The following is a 23,608-nucleotide window of genomic DNA, read 5'->3' on the forward strand; positions in this document are numbered from 1 at the left end:
GGGTGCGAGCTACCGGCGTACTTATAGCCAGTTACCTTGACAATTGTCAGTATATATTTTAAAATTATCTTAAAATCAAGATAGTTTTACCGACAATTTACCAGGGAGGAAGCATGAGCCTGAGAAGTGATGAGCAGACGCTGGCACTAAAACTATTTACAGTTCTGGCCCGCACGCATAATACCCTGATGGAGATCGACCGGCGTGATATCAGGCGATATGGCCTGAATCAGACGGAGTTTGCGGTACTTGAACTCTTATATCACAAAGGGGCTCACCCGCTGCAGCAGATCGGTGAAAAAATCCTGATTACCAGCGGCAGCATCACTTATGTTATCAACAAGCTGGAGCAGAAAGGCCTGCTGGAGCGCAAGCCCTGCGAGGAAGACCGGCGGGTTATCTACGCCGCGTTAACCGAAGAGGGGCGCAGTCTCATAGACGCGATATTTCCCCGGCATGCGCAAACGCTGACGCAAGCCTTACGCGGACTGACACCCGAGGAAATGCGGCTTGCCATTGAACTGGTAAAGAAAATCGGGTTATATGCGCAGCAAAACTCATAGGCAGTGAATACACGGGTGTAATTTTAAAAAATATATAGTAGGAGGCAAGGATGATGATGCTAAGAAATTGGGACAAACACAGGGATATCGGGATATTGTTGTTGCGGGTGGGCATTGGCTTAATGTTTGTTTTTCATGGCTGGCCTAAAATCTCCGGGGGTGTTGAGACCTGGGCTAAGCTCGGGACGGCGATGCAGCACCTGGGGCTTGGCTTCGCGCCGGTTTTCTGGGGCTTTATGGCGGCCGCTACTGAATTCTTCGGAGGAATGCTCATTGCTGCCGGCTTACTGACCCGCCTGGCCGCCATGGCCTTAACCTTTAACATGTTTGTTGCGGTAGTGCTTAAGTTTAGTACCGGAGCTGGTCTGGCTGGAGCCTCGCAGGCCCTTGAAGTTGGTTTCGTATTCCTAAGCCTGATTTTTATCGGAGCAGGCCGGTATAGTGTTGACGGATATTGCCAGGAGAGACATATGCCTCCGTTAACCCGGTCTGTAAAGTAGAGAGGATGAGCGCTATCAATACCATCAGAACAATACGCAAGATTGTGACCGGCTCGGCGCAGGTTGACGGGGCGGGGGTAAAGCTGGTCCGGGTGATTGGACGAAACGATACGCAGGAGTTTGATCCGTTTCTGATGCTGGATGCCTTTGACTCCCGCAACCCTGACGACTATACCAAAGGATTTCCGTGGCATCCGCACCGGGGCATTGAAACAGTGACCTATCTGATTAGCGGCGATATTGAGCATAGTGACAGTCTGGGCAACAAGGGCAGCATCCTGGATGGCTGCTGCCAGTGGATGACCGCAGGCAGCGGTATCCTCCACCAGGAAATGCCGCAGTCTTCGGAGCGGATGCTGGGGGTTCAGCTGTGGCTGAATCTGCCCCGCAGCGACAAGATGACTCAACCGCAGTATCGCGACATCTCCGCTGCGATGATCCCCAGGGTGCAGGAGCAGGGGGCTGTTGTCGGGGTAATTGCCGGTCACTACGGCCAGGCGACAGGCGCGACCCAGGGCGATTATGTGAAAACACTGTTTCTTGATGTGGCGCTGGAACCAGACAGCGAGTGGCAGCTGCCAACCACGCAGGAGGCTACGCTGTTTATCTACATCGTGGCCGGGGCCGGCTATTTTGCTAACGATACGCAGAATGTGATTGCCAGCCACCAGGCAGTACTTTTTGAGCAGGGAGAACAGTTTGTCGCCAGGGCGGCAGGGCAGGGCCTCCGGTTCCTCTTGTTTTCCGGACAGCCTCTGGGCGAGCCGATTGCCTGGGGCGGGCCGATTGTCATGAACACACGCGAGGAATTGCAGCAGGCTTTCCGGGATATTGAGGACGGGACCTTTATCAGAAAATAGTGCATTATCTGAAGAAAGCAATCTCCAGTGACTGGGGATTGCTTTCTGTTTTTTTTATACTATAATGAAATCATTGATCCCTGTTGCGGAGTGTGGGCAGGTATAAAAGGGAGCGGTCAGTTGTGACGGTGAAGTTATTCTATTTTGCTTTTGATTTTATTTTACCACTTGTTGTGGGTTACTATCTGCACAGCAAAAACCTGTTGAGCGAAAAAGCCTGTGACCGGATTATCATGATTAATATTACGGTGTTTTGTACCGTGTTGTCGCTGCTCAGTATTTGGGTAGTGCCGCTGCAGACCGGTGTTCTGCTCTGGCTGCCGGTCTTTGGGATTATTCTGAGTTTTGTGCCGGCACTTGTGGCTTATCTGCACAAAAAATATGAAGACGGCCCGGAAAAGGCTAGTTATCTGGCCTCGGCGATGTTGTCCAATACCGGGACCCTTGGCGGGCTGTGTACGTTTTTTCTCTTTGGCGAACCGGGTTTTGCCTATATCCAGATCATTGCCCTGGCCCAGAATCTGCTCTTTCTGTTATTCTGCTTTCCGCTGGCGCATTATTATCAGCAGCTGTTTCAAAACAGCAAGGCTGCCGGCAAACTGAGTTATACCGCCTTGTTTTTTAACCGCAAGCAGCTGCCTGTGGCCGGATTGGCGGTTGGCGCGCTGTTGTCGGCCACTGCTGTGCCCAGGCCGGAGGTGCTGGGGGATGTTTTTCAGGTTCTGATCCATGTGTCGGCCTGGACGGCGCTCATCCCGGCCGGTTACTCGATTCATTTTTCCACCATGAGAAAGTACTGCGGCTGCTGCATCAAAAGCCTTGTGCCGATCAAGTTCATTGTTTCGCCGCTGGTGGCTATTGTGCTGGCATATCCGCTGTTTAGTGATCCCGTTATTTTCGGCTCAATCCTGATTGCGGCCAGCGGGCCGACCGGCATTAATGCCATTGTGCTGGCGCGCCTGTATAATCTGGATCTGGACCTGGCCGGGGCGGCGTTTTTCCTGACAACCGCCGTTTTCCTTGGTGCCGTGTACCCCATCCTGTTCTTATGGCTGCATGTTTAATAAAAACCGTATCAGAGCTTTTGGCCTGATACGGTTTTTTTATATTCTACTATTTCTTGGTACGGTTTTGCTTTACGGAACGCAGGTGTAAATGAGGTTTGCCAAATAAGAGTGTCCGGTGTTTCGCTTTTAATTTATTAATGATCCTGCCGTCGGTGCTGCGAAGCGCTTTTCTGGTTTTATCCAGGGTATCTGCCAGGCAGCAGGCATATTTGATATATTGCTTCAGTTTCTCGCTCATCCGGCGCAGCCTTGGAATATGGGGGGCCAGTTCAATTTCCTGTAAACTGACTATCTGCCGGAAAACATAAAACTTCCACATTTCGATCGCAATAATAACAGGCAGGATAACGATCATTAGCGTAGTTATAATTTTTAATGTTAAAGGGCTGGCGGAAGAATTATAAATATCCAGGCTCCAGCGGGGGTCAAGGCTGGACACGATGATCCGGGGATACAAGCCGGTAAAGAGGGTGGCAGTCTGGGCGATAATCGCAAGGCAAATGAGACCAAGACTCTGGCGATATTGTTCCCGTCCCAGATACTGGCCGCTGAAAAACAGGCAGCCAATTGTTGCTACAGCCAGTACAAAGACCAGACCTTTATGACCAGCAGTTGTTGAGGCGACGGTTAGGATGGCAAGGCAAACAATTGTCAGCAGGGTATATTTGATTGTGGCCAGGCTTGTTTGCTGCATACGCTGGGCCAGGCTGGATTCCAGTTTCAAAGCAAGATAGATCATTCCCTGGGATAAGAACAAGAGAATATAGGTGAGGCCGCTTACCAGGGAATACATGCTGATCAAGGCAAAGAAGCCGCCGCTGTATTGCTTGTCCCCGGCAATGGGTAAGCCGCCCAGCATACTGCCTAACGTAATACCCCATAGCAGCGCCGGAACCAGGCTTCCCCCGAAAATCGACCAGTAACAAAAGCGGCGCCAGGCTGGAGAATCATCTTTATTGTGGAGTTCAATGGCCAGCCCCCGCAGCACCAGGGCCACAAGAATAATAAACAGCGCGAGATATAACCCGCTGAACAGTGTGGCGTACACATGGGGAAACCCGGCAAATAATACGCCTGCCGCAACAATTATCCATACCTGGCTGCCTTCCCAGACAGGAGCAATTGTTTTGATGATTGCCTGCCGTTCGACAGCTGTTTTGCCGGCAAAGGGCAGCAGCATGCCGACGCCAAAATCAAGGCCGTCTAATACGAGAAAGCCGGTAAATAAGACCCAGAATAAGAGGAAGCAGAGTGTGTTTAGATCCATGCAGCACCTTTCAAAAATATCGCTAAGGTTATGAGTCAGGCCCGGCGACAATTACTTTTCGCATGAAATATATTGCCGTAGCGGTCATGGCCAGATAAATGACCGTATAACCGGCAAGGGTGAGTCCGATGTTTACCAGGGGGACAACCTTCGAGATACCCTGTTCTGTTCGTAACAGGGTATACACAATCCAGGGCTGACGGCCTACCTCGGTAATAATCCAGCCTGCGGTATGGGCGATATAGGGTAACGGGATGCTCCACATGATGGTCCGGAGCAGGAACGGGCTTGCTTCCAGCCTTTGTGTCCGCCAGTACCAATACACTACAAGCAGCAGCACCACCAGGTAGATACTGATAAAGAGCATAATCCTGAAACTCCAGAATAACAGGGCAACCGGCGGTATATACTCGTCCGGGCCATAGGTGGCTGTAAAGCTGTCTTGCAGGTCTTTCATACCCTGCACCCGGGTATCTAAGTGGTTGCCAGCCATTATGGACAACAGGCCCGGCACTGATATCTCATAGGAATTCCTGTTATTTGGCTTGTCGATCAGGGCCACAACCGTGAAAGGAGCCCGGTCGGAGGTTTCCCATAAAGCCTCCATCGCCGCGCGTTTCATTGGCTGGGATTTCCCCAGATATTGCGTATAAATATGGCCTGTGCCAATGACCAGCGCAGTGGCAATTGCCGCACAGATAAAGCCCATTCTAAAGGAAAGTCTAAATAGACCGGTATACCGCTTGTGCAGCAGATAATAGGAACTGACTGCGAGCATAAAGAAACCTGCAGTCAACAGCCCGGACAGGACTGTGTGAGAATACTGGTAGAAAACATAGGGATTTGTGACAACCGCTATAAAATCAAGCAGCTCCAGGCGGTCACCGGCAAGTAGATACCCCACAGGGCGCTGCATGAAGGCGTTGGCTGTCAGAATCCAGAAAGCCGAAAGATTGGCCGACACAGCCACCAGCCAGATGGCTGCCAGGTGAAGCCGCTTGGGCAGTTGGTCCCAGCCATAGACCCAGAGGCCGATGAAGGTGGATTCCACAAAAAATGCAGTCAGCGTTTCGATGGCTAACGGAACGCCAAATACATCACCCACAAACCGGGAATATTCGGACCAGTTCATGCCAAATTCAAATTCCTGGATAATCCCGGTGAGGATACCTACTGAATAATTGATCAGAAAGAGTTTGCCCCAGAATTTTGCCATCACTTTATAGTTGTTGTTGCCGGAGCGAACATACATTGTTTCCATCAAGGCAATCAGTAAGACTAATCCGAGGGTGAGTGATAAAAACCAGAAGTGATATGTCAATGTTGTCGAGAATTGTAATCGTGCTAAAAGTAGCTTATCCATTGGTATCCTCATAACCGCTGCAATCGTGGTTATGTTATTATCTCCTGTTTTGGAGAAGGTTAGTCCTGTAAAAAGGGGATGAGTCTAATCGCCATTGCGGTAACTATTTATATTGACGCAGGCGTCTGGAATCTGTAAAATAATAGTTAGCCGACAAATAGTTAGTCGTAAAACTGTTTCGGGAGGAATTTCGTTGGAATACAATCCGGATGGACTTAAATGGCTGTTCCGTGCATTTGACCGGATGCACCACAATTGCCTGAAGGCTGAATTAAAAAAACGGGGGCTGCGGGAAGCAAGCCACCCGGTGATTTTATTTGCATTGAAGCACGAAATAAAAGATATGCTGGCATCACAGAAGGAGATTGCTGATGCAATCGGGATCAGTCCGCCGACTGCGGCGATTTCAATTAAGCGTATGGAAAAAGCCGGACTGCTTTGCAAAATTCCGGATGAACAGGATACCCGGCGGAAGCTGATCACGCTTACGGAAAAAGGAATACAGCTTATCAACGAGTGTGAGCTGGCGTTTGAAAAAGTAGACCAGGGTATGCTCACCGGCTTTACAGCGGCTGAAATTGAGCAATTAAAAATGTTCTACCTCCGGATGATTAATAATCTTGAGACAATGGGTGCACAGCCGCCGGCCCAGTTAAAAAGGAGCATATAGAATGCAGACTACTAACGATACAGACAATAGGCAGCAAGGTTTGCAGCCGCAGAGCTATCTTGGCAACAAAGGACTTGTTGCTCTGTTAGGGTTGCTCAGCGCTTTTGTACCGCTTTCGACCGACATTTATCTGCCGGCGTTGCCCACCATCGCAAATTACTTCCAGGTGCATCAGTCGCTTGCCAACCTGACCTTACTCCTGTTTTTTATTTCTTTCGGTATCGGTACTTTGTTCTGGGGGCCTATGAGCGATAAGTACGGACGGAAACCGGTGTTGCTGGCCGGTCTTATTATTTATACGGCAGCAAGTGTTTTTTGCGCTGTTTCGTTGACTATCAACCAGCTGATCCTGTCCCGGGCCTTGCAGGCATTTGGCGGGAGTGCCGCCACTGCTGTCGCGACGGCAATCGTGAAGGATGTTTATAGCGGCAGAAAACGCGAATCTGTTTTGGGACTGGTGCAGTCGATGGTGGTGATTTGCCCGGCTGTTGCCCCTGTTATCGGTGCATTTTTGTTGATGTTTACCTCCTGGAAAGGCGTTTTCCTGGTGCAGGCAGCCATCGGGCTGGTGGCGGTGGCCGGTGCGGTTGCTTTGCAGGAAACTTTGGCTGAAAAAAGCACAGGTACGGTGATCCACACGATCGGCAGACTGGGTGCGGTACTCAAAAACCCCCGCTTTACTTCTCTGTTGATTGTTTTTTCGCTGCCCGGCATAGCCGCGTTGTCATTTATTGCCGGTTCAACCTATATCTATCAAAATTCGTTTGGCCTCAGTAGTCAGGTGTACAGCTACTACTTTGCCTTCAATGCCATCGGCATGCTGCTTGGCCCCTTGCTGTACTTGCGTTTGTCCATGTATTTCAAGCGGAATATGATGATTAACTCAGGGTTTGTAGTTATGATACTGAGTGGCCTGCTGATTTGTCTCTTTGGTGATTACAGCCCGTGGTTATTTGCTGTTGTTTTATTGCCGGCAACGATTATCACCAGTGCTTTGCGCCCGCCAAGTACTTATCTGATGATGGAACAACAAAACGGCGACACCGGATCAGTGTCGTCGCTAATCAATTGTTTTGGTATTGCCCTCGGCAGTATCGGGATACTGATTGTTTCTTTTGACTGGAGTAATCTGATGGCTGTTGTTGGGGCCTTGCACCTCATTCTTGGCCTGGTATGCGGCGGGGCATGGCTATATATATCGCGGCAGGATTTTTTAAACCAGGCTTGTGAAGAGGCCGTGGAAGAAGAAGGAGAAGCCTTAATTGCAAATGATTAGTCACAAAATGAGGAAGCAACCCTCCTATGCAGGAACGGTTGCTTCCTTGTTTTTGTGAAAGGCAATACGGGGGTTGCGTGCTTTAACCGACCGGCTGCCCGGCGCCAATCTCGGCAACGCTCTTGGTTGCGAACCTGACGCCCATAGCGTAGGCTTTTTCGCAGTCCTGGGGAAAGACCTCCTCGCGGCGTTGCTTTTTGGCTGCTGCATCAAATGCCGTTACCACGTACTTATCATAATCGCTAAACTGGTAAGTATCTGTGACATACAACGATTCGGTGGCTCCGAAAGTTCTGGCAAAAGCCTTTTCGGTTGTCGGGAGAATAATATCATAGCCCCATTCGTGCAGCATTTCTTCTTTGATATTCATTGTGTAGATAAAACCTACCGGTTTTTTCTTCTCAATAAGGGATGAGTAATTTTTATCATAGACCAGATATTGAAAGGCCATGCGCTCCATGAGTGATCTCATCTCACCGGTGACATTGCCAAGGTAAATCGGCGATCCCAGGAAAACGGCATCCGCGTTGGCGATCTTTTCCAGCACTGGCGTCAGATCATCCTGATAAGCACATTTGCCATAACTTTTCCCGTCTTTTAATTTACAGGCAAAGCAACTGATACACCCCTTGTAGCTGAGGTCATACAGATGGATGAGTTCAGTGGCAGCTCCCTGTGCGGCTGCCCCCTCCAGCGCCTTGTTCAAGAGTGTCGCTGTGTTCCAGCTTTTTCGGGGACTGCCGTTGATGGCTAACACATTCATTGAAAATACCTCCTTTAATATTTGAATTTTACTTCCTGATATGTATTATATATTGTTATGGGATATGAGTTAAGTATGAACATATTTGTTATATACTAACCTTAAAGTAAGTAAAGGGGTTATTTTATGCATGATTTTGAAAAAATCTTATGTATCAATGGGGAGACCAGCACCGGGAGTTGCAGAGCTGCTACAACAGGAAATCTGTCGATAAAAATTTCGATTTATCACCTTTGACAATATCGGTAATTAATTGCTTATTGGCCGGTGTCATTTTGGCAGCCACCATCGTCCGGATCGAGAATACCCGCAACGCGTCGGTGACAGACAATGTGCCTTCGGCTGAATCCTTTCTGCCGGTAAAGGGAAAACGGTCCGGGCCGCGCTGGCACTGACTGTTGATGTTCACCCGGCAGACCTGATTCACCAGTGGATCAATGAGGCTGGCCATCAGATCCGCGTCTGTTCCGAAGATACTGACCTGCTGGCCATAATTGGAGTCAATGATATATTGTATGGGTTCACGGATATCATCATACCCGGCAATCGGTACCACCGGTCCGAACTGTTCTTCGGTGTACACCCGCATTTTTTCATTAACCGGATATAATACCGCAGGCTTGAACAGCGACCCGGAGCTGGTGCCGCCATCCGGATTGATTACTGTTGCGCCATGGTTAACGGCGTCTTCAATGAGTTCCTGCAGATACCTGCTTTTATTCGGTTCAGGCAGCGGCGTAATTTTGACCCCGGGTTCCCACGGCATACCTAGCTTGAGGCTGCTGACTTTGTCGGAGAAGCGTTTAAGGAATTCATCAATAATCCGGTTATGCACAAACAGGATTTTTAGCGCTGTACAACGCTGGCCATTATAGGAGAGTGAACCGGCGATTGTTTCCTCCACAACCTGGTCAAGCGCCGCGTCGGCCAGCACAATGGCGGCGTTTTTAGCCTCCAATCCCAAAACACTGCGCAACCGGTGCGGTTTGGGGTGCTGCTGCTTGAGGGTATCGGCCACCGTGCTTGAGCCGATAAAGGCCAGTGTGTTGATTTTTCCTGAACGCATGACCGGTCCAACCACTTTTTGCCCGGACCCGTAGACGGTGTTGACAACACCGGGAGGAAAAGCATCCCGGAAGGCTTCAAGCAGTGGCGAATGCAGCAATACTCCCAGCTTGGGCGGCTTGAAAACCACGGTATTCCCCATAACCAGGGCCGGGATCAGTGTGGTAAAGGTCTCGTTCAGCGGGTAATTATAGGGCCCCATGCATAATACCACGCCCAGCGGGGCGCGCCTGACCTGGGCCAGAATGCCCTCCTCAATGGTAAAACGGGAAGATTCCCGGTCCAGGACCTTGAGTGCCTCCAGGGTATCGCGGATGTATTCTACCGTCCGGTCAAATTCTTTTTCCGAGTCAGGCAGTGTTTTCCCAATCTCCCACATGAGCAGCTTTACAACCTCTTCCCGCTTAGCAATCATATTGCGGGCAAAAAGCTCCAGATGGCGGATTCTTTTTTCCACAGACATCGTGGGCCACAGTCCGCCGCCATTATCGTAGGCTCTTTCCGCAGCGTCCAGGGCCTCCAGGGCTTCTTTCTCAGTCAGGACAGGATAACAGCCAAGAACAACCGACTGAAGAGTTCCATCTTTCAGTACCTGTATTGGTGAAATTACTTGCTGGCACGGCCCTTCCCACCGCCTGATCTCGCCATTAATCAAATACTCTTGCTGCTGGATAGGCTGCTTAATCCGGTATTGCTCAGGGATATCGACTTCGCAGGGAAACAGGCTGTTAGTTTGTTCATTTTGCCCCAAAATTTCACTCTCCTTAAAGTAGGTAATTGTCTATATTAGATAAGTACTTCGATTATAATTTCCACTTTCCTCCAAAATTAATAGCACTCACGGTGGGAATTGGCAGCCGGAGCATAAATTTTTACTGATAAGTTTTTACAGCTGGAATTTGACTGAATACTTGCAACAGTGGAAATTAGATGCCATTATATCCATTAACCGGTAATTGCCGGGTGTTAGCTGCGGGAGTATACTGACGGTGGGAGGTGGCAGTATGCTCCAAGTCCAAGAGGTGGCTGACGGCCTCGCTCACCTGGCCGAATCAATCTGTGACAAGTGTCTGATGAGCGAAACCTGCGGCGATATACCGATGTGCGGCGATATTCAATTACTGAAGCAGGCGGAAGAATTACTTAAGATGCACCCTTGAGGTGCATTTTTGTGTCTCTGCAGCCCCAGCTTAGCGGTGAAGACGGTAAGCCGGTGGTTGTTATCAGCAAGCGGATCATCATGCCGCTGGAGGGCTTTGTCCAGTCATTGGCGATTCAGGAGGATATCGTTACATATATCAACCCAACACTGATGCAAAGTCTTATCGGCTGGGGCTGTCAATATTCTAATTTGATCGACAAAGTTCGACATAAATTACAAAATTATCCTTGACAGTAATTTTATTCCAATGTATACTGGAAAAGTAGACGGTTAGCACTCTCCATCGACGAGTGCTAATAGCAAGACCCGGATAGATCGGTCAGAAGATAAATAAGGGGGACAAGTATATGGAAAAACGCAATCTATACATAGAAAAGATTGAGGCCAATCTGGCCCAGTACAATGCAAAGCTAGTGGAGATGAGGGCTAAAGCGGCTGAGGTGCAGGCCGACATGAAATTAGAATACCTCAATCAGATAGAGAAGGTCGAAAAGATGCGTGATGATGTTAAGGACAAGCATAATCAACTCAAACAGGCCAGTGAGAGTGCCTGGGAAGATGTAAAATCAGGGACTGAAAAGGCGTGGAATGAGCTGACTGAGGCTGTTGATAAAGCCACTCACCGGTTTAAATAACTCAACAAACCAGGCTGGTTTGTTGGACAGGCTTGGCACCCGGATGCTGCAATATACATGGAATTTATAATAAAGTTAAAAATATTAGGGGGTTTTCCTGTTGAAAAAAATTATATTTGCTGTAATGCTTCTTATTGTAACTAGTGTGGGCATCGTTTTTGCCGCTCCGATAAATAACCTGGACAGAGGTCAGACTGCGGTCGGTTTTGTGAGAGATGATTTCTATGTTGAACATAAACTTACTAATGCGCTTACTGTAGGGCTGCAAGATGACGATATCTATGGACAGTTTAACCTTAGGGGTAATTACCGGGCTATTATTGGCAGCCGGGATTACGATTCTGATTCGCACTTTTATGGCGGTGTCGCAGTCACCACTGCCCTGGCGCCTGCTCTTGATGGCTACGCCTCGGTGATTGCCGGCAGCAGCTTTGCAGAATTTCAGGTTGGGGCCAACTACAGCCTTACCCATAATTTTGATCTTAATGTCAACTACTGCTCGTTCAGACCGGACGAAGGCCGCAATAAAAACCGAGTTGGGATAGGCGCAACCTTAAAGTTCTAAAACTTAAGCCCAAAATGATGAGAACCCGCGAGATTTCGCGGGTTCTTTGCTAATCAATTTCTCCATCGACCATGACGATTTCCGGGTGGGCAGAAACAATCAGCGGGTCTTCACTCCATACGACCAGATCGGCGTCCATGCCGGGAGCCAGGCTGCCGATACGGTCATCAACGCCCAGAATCTTTGCAGCGTCGCAGGTGATCATTTTCAGCGCCTGATGGGCCGGGAGGCCGTACCGGGTCGACAGGCCGGCATAGAGCGACAGAAAACAGCTGGGTGTTACCGGGTGATCGCTCATCATGGTAAAGGCTACGCCATGCCGGTATAACAGGGCAGGTGATTCCATGGTTTTATCTTTTAGCTCCACTTTTGATCTGGTGGATAATGTTGGCCCCAGGATTACAGGGATCTCTTCGGCTGCCAGCAGGTCGGCCACAAGATAAGCCTCGGTGCCATGCTCGATAATGATTTCAACATCAAACTCCCGGGCGATCCGTATTGCTGTAATAATATCATCGGCCCGGTGAGCGTGGGCCCGGAGCGGCATCTCCTTGCGCAATACCCTGGCGATTGCTTCCATGCCCATATCATATTTAAAATCTTTTTCGCCCTGTTGCAGCAGGTACTGGCGGGCCTTCCAGAAAGCCTCCCTGATTAGGGCGGCGGTTGCCATACGTGAGACAGGCATCTTTTTGCGGTCTGCCCCGTAAACCCGTTTAGGGTTTTCACCAAAGGCAATTTTTAGCCCGGCATACCGCTGGAGCAGCATCTGCTCTACGGTGGCTTTGGGCGCGGTTTTAAGGAGCACGCATTGGCCGCCTATCGGATTGGCGCTGCCGGGAGCGATCATAACAGTTGTTACGCCCCCCTGGTAGGCTTCCAGCAGGCCGAGGTCAGCGGGGTTAATGGCATCAAGGGCATGCAGGCCGGGGGTAACCGGTTCGCTGCGTTCGTTGACATCAGAACCGGCCCAGCCCATACCTTCGCTTTCGATACCTAAATGGGTGTGGGCGTCAATGAGTCCCGGGGTTATGATCTTGCCGGTTACATCGATGACCCGGCAGCCTGGCGGGATGTCGATATTCTTGCCAACGGCCCATATTTTACTGTTGCGCACCAGCACTGTGCCGCGTTCCAGGTTTTTACCGCACATTGTCAGGATTGTTCCACCTGTTAATGCAATCATTTTTTTCCCTCCTATCAGTATATGAACTGTAATCAGCAGATGATCACTCAGTTTTGCTCTAACTCTTTGCTGTGTGCCCGCCGATTTGGGCGTCCCTGTATTCAGACAGGGGCTCTTTAACATATATTACTCATGCTGGTAAGAGTTTCCTGCATAATTTTTTCCTGCTGACTCCGGTTAATGATTGCCGGAAACAAAGATTGCAAATAAAAATAAACTTGCAATCGCAGAGCAGTATACTATATAATGAACCCAGAGGTGAGGGTAAATGGAAGTTAATCTCAAAAGAACGATTACCGGACTGGAACATCAAAAGCTGGTAAGTGCTGCTCTTTGCCCGGACGGACAAATAACCCGGCCTAATCAACTTGTTAAAACAGGCAGTATCATTGGTCGCCGGGATTCACTCACAGAATTGCAGCAAAAAATACTGACTGCCGCGATCGCCTTAAGCTATGAAAGCAGGCCGAATAAACCTGATCACGCTGCTTATATGATGCACTTTAACGATTTTGTTAAAATCTGTGGTGATTCATCGCAAAATGACATGTATGCTTATATAGTCAATGAGATTGAAAAAATATCCAAAAAAGGCCTGTGGCTGTATGATGAGCAGACTGAAACATTGATCCGGACCCAGTGGTTTCAAGCGATTGAATATCGTGGCAAGGAGATTCTTTTTCAGTTTACTGAGCGCGTGATGTCTTTAATTGCTGCTATTGACCCCGGCGATATTGAGTATCAGTTAGTAAAAGGAATTCAATATAAAGGTAAACATACGCTGGCTGTTTTTGAAATTCTCTGGTCCTGGAAATCTGCCGGTGTGGTAGAATACAGTATTGCTGAGATGATGCGGCAATTATCTCTGGAACACACACGCTATTCCTATGGCCAGCTGCGGCTTAGGGTTATTGAACCGTCAATACAGGAAATTTATGAATGGGATGACGCTATTTTTGTGCGTTTTGGACCAACATTTTCCGGGCGCAGAGTGGAAGGTATCTGGTTTGAAGTGATAACCGGGGAAAAGGCCAGGGAGTTGCGAAAAAATGAACCGGAATTTAAATTCTCGTCACCGGAGCAAAAGCATGGACAAATAAAATAAAAGTAAAAGATATCAATTGCAAATTAAATATTAGTTGCAATTGATGGAAAATTGCCATATAATGTAGATAGAACGAAAGCATAGCGAGATAATAACAGCATTTTATCTCGCTTTTTTTTACTCATATCAATTGCAGTGTGTAATTGGATTGCAATCGATGCGCAATGGCAGCAGCTGGTAATAGTATTTAATTACCTCAAAAGGTGATTTTTAATAGGGAGGATGTGGCATTCATGAAAAGTTTCGGTGAGTATGTGGGCAAGTTCGGCGACGCGGTGTTAAAAGATAATGTCCGGTGTCTCCAAATGAATATGGGGTATGTCTGCAATCTAAGCTGCAGGCACTGTCATGTGGAGGCCGGTCCTGACCGGCGGGAAATGATGAGTATGACAGTGGTTAAAGACTGTCTGCGCTTTATTGAAAGCGCAGATATAAATGTTATCGATATTACCGGCGGCGCCCCGGAAATGAATCCTAATTTACGTGGTCTGATTCGTGGCTTGCGCAAATTGAAACCGGCGGCAAGTATCTTATTGCGGAGTAATCTAACGATTTTGAATGAGCCTAAGTATGCTAAATTACCGGGGTTCCTGCAGGAAAATAATGTAGACATCATTTCATCTATGCCCTGTTATCTGGAAGAGAATGTGGAGTTTCAGCGTGGCAAGGGGGTCTACAGTCAAAACATTAAGATGCTGCAGAAGCTGAATCGTTTGGGCTATGGGGGGACAGGTCCCAAGCTGCATTTAGTTTATAATCCTGGCGGGAACTTTTTACCTGCCCCCCAAAATGAGTTGGATTTTGCCTATAAAGAAAGCCTTGGTGAACGATTCGGGATTGTGTTTAACAATCTGTATACGATTACCAATGCCCCCATTGGCCGGTTCCGGGCCGACCTGGAAAAAAAAGGGCTGCTGGAGGGCTATATGAACCTGCTGGCCGACAATTTCAATCCGGCTAATTTGTCCAGGGTGATGTGCCGGAATTTGCTTAATGTTGACTGGCAAGGCCGTGTTTACGACTGCGATTTTAACCAGGTATTAAATCTGCCGATTGCTGTCCGGGATAATTACATAGGCAGCATTACTGCCAAAGATCTGGCCGGGATGCCCGTCAAGCTGGGCAATCATTGTTTCACCTGCACGGCCGGTGCCGGCAGCAGTTGTCAGGGGAGTCTGAATAATAAGGCCGGATAAAGTCTGCTCCACCGCAACCTGCGGGGCTTGCCCCTGGTGGTTTCAATTCTCGGCGTCGGCTTTATCCGCTCAGGCAGGAACAGCGGGAATTATTCTAAGAAGGGAAGTAAGCAGGATGAGGAAAAAAACGGCAGGGCTAATACTGGCGGGGTTGTTTGCAGCTGCTTTGTTTATTGGCGGCTGCGGCGGCAATAAGCAAAGCAGTGCTAACGCGGACAGGGAGGCTAGGGTAGTACACGTCGGTTATTATGGTGGAACCTGTGAGGCTCCGATTTATGTTGCCCATGAAAAAGGGCTGTTTCAGAAAAACGGCCTTACTGTTGAACTCGTTAAAATCACGGCGGCCACTACCAAGGAAGGGATTGCGACAGGCAAGCTTGACGCCATTATGATGTCGCCGGGCGGTTTTAAGGCGATGGAGCAGGGGCTGAATATTAAACTGACCGGCGGCATTCATACCGGCTGTATTCAGGCGGTTGTTCCAGTCGATTCGCCGGTACGGTCAATTGCTGATTTGAAAGACAAAACTATTGGCGTAGACGCAATTGCCTTCCAACAAGCCGGGTGGGAAATGGTAGAGGGGCCGTCGGTGCTGTTTAGCCCCGGCTAGGTATTAGCCACTGTCTGTTGATATGTGAACAAGGAGCAGTGAGTATGGATAAGGAAAGCAGATTTGAATTAAAGATGACGCGCCGGACTTTTTTAGCCGGAGCTGCCGCCATGGGTGCAGGTGTTTCCCTGCTTGGCCTGATGGATGTTTTGACGGCCGAAGCAAGCCGGCTACCGGCCGCCGCTGCCGGCACCCTGACCTATCAGGCCTGTCCGCGCAATTGTCATGATACGTGCACCCTGATATCAAAGGTGGTGGATGGGCGGATTGTGAGTATTACCGGTGATCCCACCCACCCGATTACCGCCGGTACGCCCTGCGTCAAAGGGCATTGTTATCCAACCTGGGTGTATCACCCGGACCGGATTCTGTATCCGCTGAAGCGGACCGGCAGGAAGGGAGAAGGTGGCTGGGAGCGTATTTCCTGGGATGAGGCTTATCGCATCATTACCGATAAATTCAAAACTATTATAGACAACGATGGGGCCGAGGCCATTCTTCCCTACAGCTATTCCGGCAATCTGGGGATTGTGAATAATTACGGGGTTCCTTTTCGTTTCTGGAACAAGCTGGGGGCCAGCAGGCTGGAGCGGGCCGTGTGCTCCGACGCCGGTAAACCGGCAACAAAATATACTTATGGACAGGTGGGCGGGATTGATCCGGAAACCTATGCCAAGACCAAACTTTTTGTTTCCTGGGGTGTTAATCATGCGGCGACCAATGTTCATATCATCAAATTTATTAACCGGGCGCGGGACAACGGGGCGAAGCTGGTAGAGGTGAACCCGGTGCGGACACCGCTCGCTTCCCAGGCCGATCTGCACCTTCAGCCCAAGCCGGGGACAGATGCCGCTCTGGCACTGGGAATCATGAATGTCATTATTAATGAAGGTCTGTATGACCAAAACTTTGTGGACAACTACACCTTCGGATTTGACAAGCTGGTGGCCAAGGTGCAGCACTACCCGGTGGAACGGGTGGAGCAAATCACCGGCGTACCTACCGGTACGGTTGTTGAATTTGCCAGGATGTATGCAACCACCAAGCCCTCCATCATCCGGGTTGGCTACGGCATGCAGCGCAATTCCAACGGGGGCCGGATGGTGCGGGCCATTTCCCTGCTGCCTGCCCTGGTGGGAATGGTGGGCATTGACGGCGGCGGTTATGTCTATATCAACGGCGATTACTGGGCTTATGACTGGAAAGCGCTGCAACGGCCCGATCTGCTGGCAAACCGGCAGGTCCGTTCGATCAATATGAATGAGATCGGCAAGGCGCTTACCGGCCAGACAAAAGAGACCCGGGACAAGCCGGTCAAGGCGCTGTTTGTGTACAACAGTAATCCGCTGGCGATGTCTACTAATACCAATTTGATCAAACAGGGGCTGGCCCGGGAGGACCTGTTTACTGTCGTCGTTGATCCTTTTGTTACCGACACGGCCGATTATGCCGATATCCTTCTGCCGGCGGCAACCTTTTTCGAGTATGAGGATATCAACTCCGATTATCTCGGCTGGTATGTCAGGCTGAATCAGCCGGCCATTGAGCCACTGGGCGAAAGTAAGTCCAATCTGGAGATTTTCGCCGGCCTGGCCAGATGGATGGGCTTTACGGACAGCTGTTTTGCCGAATCTGCCGCTGATGTGATTAAGGCTTCCCTGCAATCCGGCAGTTCCCTGTTTACGGGGATTACGTATGAAACGCTGCAGGCCCGGCACTGGCAAAAACTAAATCTGGTCACTCCCTTTGCCGATAAAAAATTTAATACACCCTCCGGTAAGATTGAATTTTATTCGGAAACCTTGGCAAAAGCCGGCTTCGACCCTGTGGCGGAACACGTGCCGCCGGCCGAAGGGCCGGAGGCGACGCCGGAATTGTATGCTCAATATCCTTTGCGGCTGTTAACACCGGCAACGAAATATTTTATTACCACCCAATTCCATAACCTGCCGTATATTCAGGAGATTTACGAGGGCCCTCTTATTTTTATCAATCCCCGGGATGCGGAAGCCAGAGGGGTTGATACCGGTGACTGGGTATATGCGGTTAACGACCGGGGCAAAGTCAGGCTGAAAGTAAAAGTGACCGAAGCGGTGCAGCCGGGGGTGGTTATGTCACCTAAAGCCCCATGGCAAAAACTCAGTCCGGGATCAACCAATATCAATGCCCTGGCGCCTGACCGGCTTGGCGATATGGGCGGGGTCTCAACCTATCATACTAACCTTGTCCAGGTTGCCAGGGCCTAGTACCTTATCAGCCCTAATCCAGTGAATACTGACGGTCTATTTTCCGCAACCCATCGTTGTCGTCAGTCAGCATACGTCCGGTATGCCTCCTTCCTCCGCCTTGGTTTGCGAAAAACAGCCTCGCCATTATTCTACCGTTTTAGAGCTGACAAGGTACTAGTCGCTTACTAATAAAGGGGAGATACTGATGAGCAAACAAGTGGGGTTTTATTACAATCAGAACTATTGTATTGGCTGTCAGGCCTGTGAAACTGCCTGCAAAGTGAAAAATAAGCTGGCGCCTGGCATCAGATGGCGGAGTGTTGATCACTTTGAAACCAAGGCTAACGGGCGGCAGGTCGACCGGTATCTGTCCCGGGCCTGCATGCATTGTGAAAAACCGGCCTGTGTCCGGGTCTGCCCGGTGAAGGCTTTTAGTAAAAGGCCGGCAGACGGGATCGTAATTCAGAATCACGAAAAATGTGTTGGCTGCCGCGCCTGCGTTTATGCCTGTCCTTATAAGGCAATTGCCTTTAGCCAGCGGGAAATAAAGGCATCCAAATGCGATCTGTGCCTCGATAACCGGCAGCAGGGTGAGGCACCGGCCTGTGTTCGCGGCTGTCCTCTGCAGGTGCTGCAAGCAGGAGAGATCAGCCGCATGGACAAAGAGGGGGCTGCTGGGGAGTGCCGGGGGTTTTCCCGTAATGCGACCGGTCCGGCTATGCGGTTTGCGCCGGAAAAAAGGCCGGCTCATGATTGAAGATAAACGGGCTGATTTTGTTGATAACAGTCTGTGTGATGTGTTTAGCCGGCGCGAGTGCATTTATGATTTTCTCCGGCGTCTGTTTTTAACCGGGCCGAGCCGGGAATTATTATCGGCGCTGATTGAACTGACCGCCGGGCAACCGGCAGCTGACGCCGGGGCATGCCCTGTCTGGGAGCAGGAATTTATCTGTTTTTTACAGGCCTTGCAGCCGGAACGGACCGGCTGGTTGTGCGGAACCATCAAGCCGGAATTTACCCGTCTGTTTATCGGTCCCCGCCATGTGCCGGCCCCGCCTTATGAGTCCGTTTACCGATCGACGGCAAGGGCTTTGATGCAGGAGATAACCCTGGAAGTCCGGAGAAAATACCGGGCTGCCGGCCTGCTGGTGCGAAATTTCAATCGTGAGCCCGATGATCATATCGGTTTGGAACTGGAATTTATGTACTTCCTTAACCGGCAGGCAGCGGCAGCTCTGGAGCGGCAGCAATTTGCCGCTGTGTTTACGGCAATTGACTGGCAGCAGCAATTTCTGGCTGAGCACCTTAGCCAGTGGGTGCCTGCATTCTGCCAGGACACCGCTGAGAATACCGGTCAGGATTTTTTTCGGAAGCTGGCTGGATTTATGGCAGGGTTTATCATGGAAGACCTGGTACAGGTAAGTTCGTTAAAGAGATCAATCGTAGATCCTGTGGCTAAAGGGGGATAAATGCAGTAATTTCACGTGTTTGTCTGGCGGGAACTAATAATTACAGGGAGTGGATAATATGAGTTACTTAAAAACTACGCATGAACTATATAAAGAAGCGGCGCTTACGCCACAGCTCAGTCTGTGTTGTGTAACAAGCCAGGCTAGATTTTTGCCTGATCTGGTGACTCCGGGGGTTATGAAGGAGATGAATTATGGCTGCGGCACTACTGTGCACTTCGGCGATCTTAATGCCGGTGAGACCGTTTTGTATGTTGGTGTGGGCGGCGGGCTGGAAGCCCTGCAGTTTGCTTATTTTACCCGCAGGCCGCAGTCGGTTATCGCTGTTGACAGTGTGCCGGAGATGCTTGCCCGGGCTGAGGAAAACTTCAAACTGGCGGCACAGGTGAATAAGTGGTTTCAACCGGATTTTGTGAAACTGGTCCAGGGCAATGCGCTCAGTCTGCCGCTGGCAGACGGCAGTGTGGATGTAGCCGCCCAAAATTGCCTGTTTAATATTTTTAAAGAAGCGGAATTAAAGCAGGCTATAAGTGAAATGTATAGGGTTTTAAAGCCTGGCGGCCGGCTGTATATATCAGACCCGATTACGACACAGCCGATCCCGGAGCATTTGCGTGAGGATGAACGGCTGCGGGCGATGTGCCTGTCGGGAGCACTCGCTTATCAGGATTACCTGGATAAATTTGTTGACGCCGGCTTTGGCACAATTGAGGTCCGGGCCCGCCGGCCATATCGTATTCTGGACAAAGGGCGGTATGGGACCGGGGAAGATATTTTGCTGGAATCGCTGGAGCTTGTTGTTTATAAAAATCCGGTGCCTGAGGACGGGGCCTGCGTATTCGCGGGCGAGACGGTAATTTATTTCGGATCAGAGGAAGCGTATGACGATGGTAAAGGTCATATTATTCAGCGCGATGTGCCCCTGCCTGTTTGTCAAAAAACAGCCGGAAATCTGCGGGCGCTGAACCGGCCGGACCTGTTTATCACCAAGGCTACTTATCATTATGGGGGCGGCGGCTGCTGCTAGCCGGAAAGGCAGGACAAATATGGAAATGAAAAAATATATTGCTGAGTTTATTGGGACGTTTTTCCTGTTGTTTGTCGGGACAGGTGCGATCATTATCAATCAGCTCGCCCAGAATGCACTGGGCCATATCGGGATTGCACTGGTTTTTGGTTTTGTCATCGTTGTCCTGATTTATGCCTGCGGACATATTTCAGGAGCCCATTTTAACCCGGCAGTCACGATCTCCTTTTTCGCTGTGGGCAAATTCAGCCCCAGCCAGGTTGTGCCTTACATTGTTAGTCAGTTATCGGGTGCGTTAAGCGCGAGTGCTGTGCTGCGACTGCTGTTTGGCAATTTGTATGATCTGGGCGGCACGTTCCCCTCATTGCCGGTGGGACAGCATCTTATTGGTGTGTCCTTTGCCATCGAGTTCATCTTTACTTTTTTCCTGATGTTTGTCATTATCAGCGTTGCCACCGATTCCCGGGCGGAGGGCAGCTTTGCCGGGCTGGCCATTGGCCTGACTGTTTTTATTGGTGCTGCGGTTGCCGGGCCTGTCTCCGGCGGGTCTTTCAATCCGGCGCGTTCCATTGCCCCGGCTGTTATGTCCGGCAATCTGGCGCACCTCTGGCTGTATGTTGTTTCGCCGGTATTAGGTGCGGTTTCAGCGGCAGTTATTTATAAATTTCTGGAAGTTCCGCAGCTGCGTAAGCAGTGCAGTAATTAACCGCAACAAAGGAGCAGGCATGATGGAAAGACAAAAAGCGTTTCTTACCGGTGGGGTTATGGCGATAGCCATAACCCTGTTGCTGTGGTATCAGGCAATTGCCTGCGGTGTGGTCGCCTCCGGCATCAATAACGGCACTGAGGGTTATGCCAACAGGGGTTCGCTTATTAAGCCGGCCGTGCTACAGGTGCTGCTGGAGAATAAAATAGTCAAAGTGATTGATGTCAGGCCGCCTGAGCAATACCAAGTCGGCCATATTCCCGGGGCCGTAAATATTGGGGTGAGTGATTATGCCGATGACCAGGGAAGTATTCCGGAATTTGGGCACTTGGCGGCTTTGCTGGGAAAGCTGGAAATTACGAATGAGGACACCCTGGTTCTATATGCCGGCAACGATAAGCATGGGCCGGCATATAGTGCTCATTTGTGGTGGCTGCTGGACATGGAGGGATGCAGGCCTGGGAGATGGCAGGGTACGGAGTGACTGACAGGATCTCTGTACCCGAGGAAGGCCATTTTCAGATCATAGGGACGGAAACCGGAAAATTGGCGGTTATGGCCGAGGTGCTGGCTGCTGTGGAGCAGCCTGACCCCGGCACTGTTATTCTGGATGTCCGGGAATGGCCGGAGTTTTCCGGCGCTATTCAGGCACCGGGTGCGGCCAGGCGGGGGCGGGTCCCCGGTGCCGTGTGGCTGTATTGGGCAGATACCCTGAATGGTGATCAAACCCTTAAAACTACCGGCGAATTGAAACAATTGTTTGCAGCTAAGGGAATTACGCCGGATAAAAGAGTTATTATTTATTGTCAGGCCGGTGTTCGTGCCGCTCATACCTCCTATGTGCTAAGCGAGCTGATCGGATACAAACAGGTTCAAAATTATGCAGGGTCGTGGGCGGAGTGGAGTCAAAACAGGGAATTACCGGTAGACAGCGGCCAGATTGCCGTGAATAAATAAGGTGAGAATCCTGTTTTGAGACAACCGGAAACTCTGCGAATCCCCTGGGTAAGTGCTCTTACTGCCTGTTAATCCTCAATATCAGCCAATACAGGAAGTATGATTGACTGGGTTCATGGTACAGGCTGTAGCAAAAGAAGACAAAAAGAGAAAAACTGTCCTGATTTGAATCTTGACGGGGGTACTTAAATGGTGCAATACTCAAGCTAACAAAGCCTACAGGGAGGTACTAGCATGCCATTCACATTACAGGCTGCGACGGCAGTGTGGAATAAGATCCAGCAAGGCGACAAGGCAGCAACTTCGTTATCGGTATTTATGGGAAATATGGCAATGGATCTGTCGGACTATCAATCCCCTCAGGATATAGAAAAAAAACTAAGAGATATTTTTCAGCGTGCCGGCGTGGAATACCCGGAGTCCTCCCATGTACTGCATCTGAAAACAACACTATTGGCTGCGCTTAGCCGGCTTGATGCCCGGTAGCCTGTAAATATGTAATTACAGCGAAACATAAGCAGGAGGAACCTTTATGTGCTGGTCCTGTAATCCATATTGCGGAGGCTGTAAACCGCCTAAAGAAAAACCGGCCCCATGCCCTGCTTGTGGCACCTATAATTTCCCCGAACGCAAGAACTGCAAACAATGCGGCACAGACCTGCCGCCGCCGAAAGCGCGGCCAACCGTTATGTGCCTATATATTGAGAAGCTGTGTGCAAATCCCTGCAACAAGCATAAAAAACCATCTCAGGATGGGATTGTGAAAACCTGTAAATGGCATACGCCTCCCGCCGACCTGACCGGTCCTGCTGCAGGCAGGAAAAACGACTGATCTATTTTATACAAAAGGAGAGTGGGAAGTGGAATATCCGTCTTTTACAAATACTGAATTTGGCAGCGAGACGATTATAATAACCAAGGGTGAATATCTGCTGCTTAATATGGTGGATAAAACCAGTGTTCATTTGGGGAAAACGGCTGAAGAAGCCAAAAAGAAGCTCGTTGCCATCAATAAAGGACAGTTCGCCTATCAAATACTATGAGCTAATATACAATGCAATGAATTTAATGCCGGATTTTGTCGAAAAAAAATATAACCACTAAATACTTGTTTAACAGGACTTTGTCGAGAATTGTTAGAATAAATACATAATTACAAGAGAGTTCCGAGTTATCATATCCCATGTGGATGTGATGACCGAAAGGTATGAAAAGCAATTTTTGTGCCTGCCCGATTGTGCGAAGGAAGTCTGGTAAAACCAGGCTTCTTTTTTATATGTGCATTAATTCTCAATCTACGATCATGTGTGAGATCTAAGCAATTTGAAGTAATTTATAAATCTGTTAGGAAAAATAAGGGGGAGCTGT

28 protein-coding genes and 1 riboswitch are annotated in these 23,608 nt (G+C 49.6%); of the genes, 23 read left to right on the plus strand and 5 right to left on the minus strand.

What is annotated here, in order from left to right; translation table 11 throughout:
• Positions 1-113 precede the first annotated feature (113 nt).
• The 4 genes from VN379_RS12130 (at position 114) to VN379_RS12145 (ending at position 2,987) form a co-directional block, all read left to right on the plus strand.
• Positions 114-563, plus strand: coding sequence for a MarR family transcriptional regulator (locus tag VN379_RS12130; RefSeq protein WP_325534167.1), 450 nt, complete (start codon positions 114-116; stop codon positions 561-563).
• A 50-nt stretch (positions 564-613) separates the two neighbouring features.
• Complete coding sequence (locus VN379_RS12135; RefSeq protein ID WP_325534169.1) at positions 614-1,063, plus strand: DoxX family protein; 450 nt, start codon at positions 614-616, stop codon at positions 1,061-1,063.
• A 5-nt stretch (positions 1,064-1,068) separates the two neighbouring features.
• Entirely contained in the window at positions 1,069-1,923 is an 855-nt protein-coding gene (locus VN379_RS12140; RefSeq protein WP_325534171.1) for a pirin family protein, read from the plus strand.
• 122 nt (positions 1,924-2,045) lie between these two features.
• On the plus strand, positions 2,046-2,987 hold the full coding sequence (locus tag VN379_RS12145) for an AEC family transporter (RefSeq protein ID WP_325534173.1): 942 nt from the start codon (positions 2,046-2,048) through the stop codon (positions 2,985-2,987).
• 49 nt (positions 2,988-3,036) lie between these two features.
• On the opposite strand, the gene cydB is transcribed toward VN379_RS12145, so the two are convergent.
• Positions 3,037-4,257, minus strand: coding sequence for a cytochrome d ubiquinol oxidase subunit II (cydB, locus tag VN379_RS12150; RefSeq protein ID WP_325534175.1), 1,221 nt, complete (start codon positions 4,255-4,257; stop codon positions 3,037-3,039).
• A 28-nt stretch (positions 4,258-4,285) separates the two neighbouring features.
• A complete protein-coding gene (locus VN379_RS12155) occupies positions 4,286-5,620 on the minus strand; it encodes a cytochrome ubiquinol oxidase subunit I (protein ID WP_325534176.1) in 1,335 nt (444 codons plus the stop codon).
• 193 nt (positions 5,621-5,813) lie between these two features.
• Between VN379_RS12155 and VN379_RS12160 the strand changes: the two genes are divergently transcribed.
• Both VN379_RS12160 and VN379_RS12165 read left to right on the plus strand, forming a co-directional pair.
• Positions 5,814-6,290, plus strand: a complete 477-nt coding sequence (locus VN379_RS12160) for a MarR family winged helix-turn-helix transcriptional regulator (RefSeq protein WP_325534178.1) — start codon at positions 5,814-5,816, stop codon at positions 6,288-6,290.
• A 1-nt stretch (position 6,291) separates the two neighbouring features.
• Positions 6,292-7,566 carry a multidrug effflux MFS transporter gene (locus tag VN379_RS12165; RefSeq protein WP_325534180.1) on the plus strand — a complete coding sequence of 425 codons (1,275 nt, stop codon included), beginning with the start codon at positions 6,292-6,294 and terminating at the stop codon, positions 7,564-7,566.
• An 82-nt stretch (positions 7,567-7,648) separates the two neighbouring features.
• Here VN379_RS12165 and VN379_RS12170 read toward each other — a convergent pair whose 3' ends face one another.
• Both VN379_RS12170 and VN379_RS12175 read right to left on the minus strand, forming a co-directional pair.
• Positions 7,649-8,329, minus strand: coding sequence for a flavodoxin family protein (locus VN379_RS12170; protein ID WP_325534182.1), 681 nt, complete (start codon positions 8,327-8,329; stop codon positions 7,649-7,651).
• Between the two features lie 190 nt (positions 8,330-8,519).
• Entirely contained in the window at positions 8,520-10,145 is a 1,626-nt protein-coding gene (locus VN379_RS12175; RefSeq protein ID WP_325534184.1) for an NADP-dependent glyceraldehyde-3-phosphate dehydrogenase, read from the minus strand.
• A gap of 253 nt (positions 10,146-10,398) precedes the next feature.
• Here VN379_RS12175 and VN379_RS12180 point away from each other — a divergent pair, with 253 nt between their 5' ends.
• The 4 genes from VN379_RS12180 (at position 10,399) to VN379_RS12195 (ending at position 11,756) form a co-directional block, all read left to right on the plus strand.
• On the plus strand, positions 10,399-10,554 hold the full coding sequence (locus tag VN379_RS12180) for a hypothetical protein (RefSeq protein WP_325534186.1): 156 nt from the start codon (positions 10,399-10,401) through the stop codon (positions 10,552-10,554).
• Between the two features lie 11 nt (positions 10,555-10,565).
• Positions 10,566-10,787, plus strand: coding sequence for a hypothetical protein (locus tag VN379_RS12185; RefSeq protein ID WP_325534188.1), 222 nt, complete (start codon positions 10,566-10,568; stop codon positions 10,785-10,787).
• A gap of 116 nt (positions 10,788-10,903) precedes the next feature.
• Entirely contained in the window at positions 10,904-11,191 is a 288-nt protein-coding gene (locus VN379_RS12190; protein ID WP_325534190.1) for a hypothetical protein, read from the plus strand.
• Positions 11,192-11,291: 100 nt separating this feature from the next.
• The gene (locus VN379_RS12195; protein ID WP_325534192.1) at positions 11,292-11,756 is read left to right on the plus strand and encodes a hypothetical protein; all 465 of its coding nucleotides are present in this window, start codon (positions 11,292-11,294) and stop codon (positions 11,754-11,756) included.
• A gap of 49 nt (positions 11,757-11,805) precedes the next feature.
• Here the strand turns inward: VN379_RS12195 and VN379_RS12200 are convergent, their stop codons facing one another.
• Positions 11,806-12,942 (minus strand): amidohydrolase, encoded by a 1,137-nt coding sequence (locus VN379_RS12200; RefSeq protein WP_325534194.1) that lies wholly within the window; start codon positions 12,940-12,942, stop codon positions 11,806-11,808.
• Between the two features lie 268 nt (positions 12,943-13,210).
• On the opposite strand from VN379_RS12200, the gene VN379_RS12205 reads away from it, so the two are divergent.
• The 13 genes from VN379_RS12205 to VN379_RS12265 all read left to right on the plus strand — a co-directional run bounded on the left by VN379_RS12205 (position 13,211) and on the right by VN379_RS12265 (position 23,283).
• A complete protein-coding gene (locus VN379_RS12205; RefSeq protein ID WP_325534196.1) occupies positions 13,211-14,047 on the plus strand; it encodes a replication initiation protein in 837 nt (278 codons plus the stop codon).
• Positions 14,048-14,280: 233 nt separating this feature from the next.
• Positions 14,281-15,243, plus strand: a complete 963-nt coding sequence (gene arsS, locus VN379_RS12210) for an arsenosugar biosynthesis radical SAM (seleno)protein ArsS (protein WP_325534199.1) — start codon at positions 14,281-14,283, stop codon at positions 15,241-15,243.
• A 115-nt stretch (positions 15,244-15,358) separates the two neighbouring features.
• Entirely contained in the window at positions 15,359-15,853 is a 495-nt protein-coding gene (locus VN379_RS12215) for an ABC transporter substrate-binding protein (protein ID WP_325534200.1), read from the plus strand.
• Positions 15,854-15,897: 44 nt separating this feature from the next.
• Positions 15,898-18,099: a molybdopterin oxidoreductase family protein gene (locus VN379_RS12220; protein ID WP_325534201.1), complete on the plus strand. Its 2,202-nt coding sequence runs from the start codon at positions 15,898-15,900 to the stop codon at positions 18,097-18,099.
• Between the two features lie 187 nt (positions 18,100-18,286).
• Positions 18,287-18,838 carry a 4Fe-4S dicluster domain-containing protein gene (locus tag VN379_RS12225; RefSeq protein ID WP_325534202.1) on the plus strand — a complete coding sequence of 184 codons (552 nt, stop codon included), beginning with the start codon at positions 18,287-18,289 and terminating at the stop codon, positions 18,836-18,838.
• Complete coding sequence (locus tag VN379_RS12230; protein ID WP_325534203.1) at positions 18,783-19,550, plus strand: molecular chaperone TorD family protein; 768 nt, start codon at positions 18,783-18,785, stop codon at positions 19,548-19,550. Before VN379_RS12225 ends, VN379_RS12230 begins: the two co-directional genes overlap by 56 nt.
• Positions 19,551-19,608: 58 nt before the next feature.
• On the plus strand, positions 19,609-20,577 hold the full coding sequence (arsM, locus tag VN379_RS12235) for an arsenosugar biosynthesis arsenite methyltransferase ArsM (RefSeq protein WP_325534205.1): 969 nt from the start codon (positions 19,609-19,611) through the stop codon (positions 20,575-20,577).
• Positions 20,578-20,596: 19 nt separating this feature from the next.
• Complete coding sequence (locus VN379_RS12240) at positions 20,597-21,283, plus strand: MIP family channel protein (protein WP_325534207.1); 687 nt, start codon at positions 20,597-20,599, stop codon at positions 21,281-21,283.
• A 19-nt stretch (positions 21,284-21,302) separates the two neighbouring features.
• Positions 21,303-21,767, plus strand: coding sequence for a rhodanese-like domain-containing protein (locus tag VN379_RS12245; RefSeq protein WP_325534209.1), 465 nt, complete (start codon positions 21,303-21,305; stop codon positions 21,765-21,767).
• On the plus strand, positions 21,764-22,240 hold the full coding sequence (locus tag VN379_RS12250; RefSeq protein ID WP_325534211.1) for a rhodanese-like domain-containing protein: 477 nt from the start codon (positions 21,764-21,766) through the stop codon (positions 22,238-22,240). Before VN379_RS12245 ends, VN379_RS12250 begins: the two co-directional genes overlap by 4 nt.
• Positions 22,241-22,474: 234 nt before the next feature.
• Positions 22,475-22,726, plus strand: coding sequence for a hypothetical protein (locus tag VN379_RS12255; protein WP_325534213.1), 252 nt, complete (start codon positions 22,475-22,477; stop codon positions 22,724-22,726).
• Between the two features lie 46 nt (positions 22,727-22,772).
• A complete protein-coding gene (locus tag VN379_RS12260) occupies positions 22,773-23,072 on the plus strand; it encodes a hypothetical protein (protein ID WP_325534215.1) in 300 nt (99 codons plus the stop codon).
• 28 nt (positions 23,073-23,100) lie between these two features.
• On the plus strand, positions 23,101-23,283 hold the full coding sequence (locus tag VN379_RS12265) for a hypothetical protein (protein WP_325534217.1): 183 nt from the start codon (positions 23,101-23,103) through the stop codon (positions 23,281-23,283).
• 109 nt (positions 23,284-23,392) lie between these two features.
• Positions 23,393-23,504, plus strand: a riboswitch (molybdenum cofactor riboswitch).
• Positions 23,505-23,608: the final 104 nt, after the last annotated feature.

Origin of the sequence: Sporomusa sp. (assembly GCF_035561255.1) — a bacterium.
Lineage (GTDB): Bacteria > Bacillota > Negativicutes > Sporomusales > Sporomusaceae > Sporomusa.

What these genes read in the sequence shown, in the direction of transcription:
- VN379_RS12130 (WP_325534167.1), top strand. Translation starts at nt 114, where the DNA reads ATGAGCCTGAGAAGTGATGAGCAGACGCTGGCACTAAAACTATTTACA.
- VN379_RS12135 (WP_325534169.1), top strand. Translation starts at nt 614, where the DNA reads ATGATGATGCTAAGAAATTGGGACAAACACAGGGATATCGGGATATTG.
- VN379_RS12140 (WP_325534171.1), top strand. Translation starts at nt 1,069, where the DNA reads ATGAGCGCTATCAATACCATCAGAACAATACGCAAGATTGTGACCGGC.
- cydB (WP_325534175.1), bottom strand. Translation starts at nt 4,257, where the DNA reads ATGGATCTAAACACACTCTGCTTCCTCTTATTCTGGGTCTTATTTACC.
- VN379_RS12155 (WP_325534176.1), bottom strand. Translation starts at nt 5,620, where the DNA reads ATGGATAAGCTACTTTTAGCACGATTACAATTCTCGACAACATTGACA.
- VN379_RS12165 (WP_325534180.1), top strand. Translation starts at nt 6,292, where the DNA reads ATGCAGACTACTAACGATACAGACAATAGGCAGCAAGGTTTGCAGCCG.
- VN379_RS12170 (WP_325534182.1), bottom strand. Translation starts at nt 8,329, where the DNA reads ATGAATGTGTTAGCCATCAACGGCAGTCCCCGAAAAAGCTGGAACACA.
- VN379_RS12180 (WP_325534186.1), top strand. Translation starts at nt 10,399, where the DNA reads ATGCTCCAAGTCCAAGAGGTGGCTGACGGCCTCGCTCACCTGGCCGAA.
- VN379_RS12190 (WP_325534190.1), top strand. Translation starts at nt 10,904, where the DNA reads ATGGAAAAACGCAATCTATACATAGAAAAGATTGAGGCCAATCTGGCC.
- VN379_RS12200 (WP_325534194.1), bottom strand. Translation starts at nt 12,942, where the DNA reads ATGATTGCATTAACAGGTGGAACAATCCTGACAATGTGCGGTAAAAAC.
- VN379_RS12205 (WP_325534196.1), top strand. Translation starts at nt 13,211, where the DNA reads ATGGAAGTTAATCTCAAAAGAACGATTACCGGACTGGAACATCAAAAG.
- arsS (WP_325534199.1), top strand. Translation starts at nt 14,281, where the DNA reads ATGAAAAGTTTCGGTGAGTATGTGGGCAAGTTCGGCGACGCGGTGTTA.
- VN379_RS12215 (WP_325534200.1), top strand. Translation starts at nt 15,359, where the DNA reads ATGAGGAAAAAAACGGCAGGGCTAATACTGGCGGGGTTGTTTGCAGCT.
- VN379_RS12220 (WP_325534201.1), top strand. Translation starts at nt 15,898, where the DNA reads ATGGATAAGGAAAGCAGATTTGAATTAAAGATGACGCGCCGGACTTTT.
- VN379_RS12225 (WP_325534202.1), top strand. Translation starts at nt 18,287, where the DNA reads ATGAGCAAACAAGTGGGGTTTTATTACAATCAGAACTATTGTATTGGC.
- VN379_RS12230 (WP_325534203.1), top strand. Translation starts at nt 18,783, where the DNA reads ATGCGACCGGTCCGGCTATGCGGTTTGCGCCGGAAAAAAGGCCGGCTC.
- arsM (WP_325534205.1), top strand. Translation starts at nt 19,609, where the DNA reads ATGAGTTACTTAAAAACTACGCATGAACTATATAAAGAAGCGGCGCTT.
- VN379_RS12240 (WP_325534207.1), top strand. Translation starts at nt 20,597, where the DNA reads ATGGAAATGAAAAAATATATTGCTGAGTTTATTGGGACGTTTTTCCTG.
- VN379_RS12245 (WP_325534209.1), top strand. Translation starts at nt 21,303, where the DNA reads ATGATGGAAAGACAAAAAGCGTTTCTTACCGGTGGGGTTATGGCGATA.
- VN379_RS12255 (WP_325534213.1), top strand. Translation starts at nt 22,475, where the DNA reads ATGCCATTCACATTACAGGCTGCGACGGCAGTGTGGAATAAGATCCAG.
- VN379_RS12260 (WP_325534215.1), top strand. Translation starts at nt 22,773, where the DNA reads ATGTGCTGGTCCTGTAATCCATATTGCGGAGGCTGTAAACCGCCTAAA.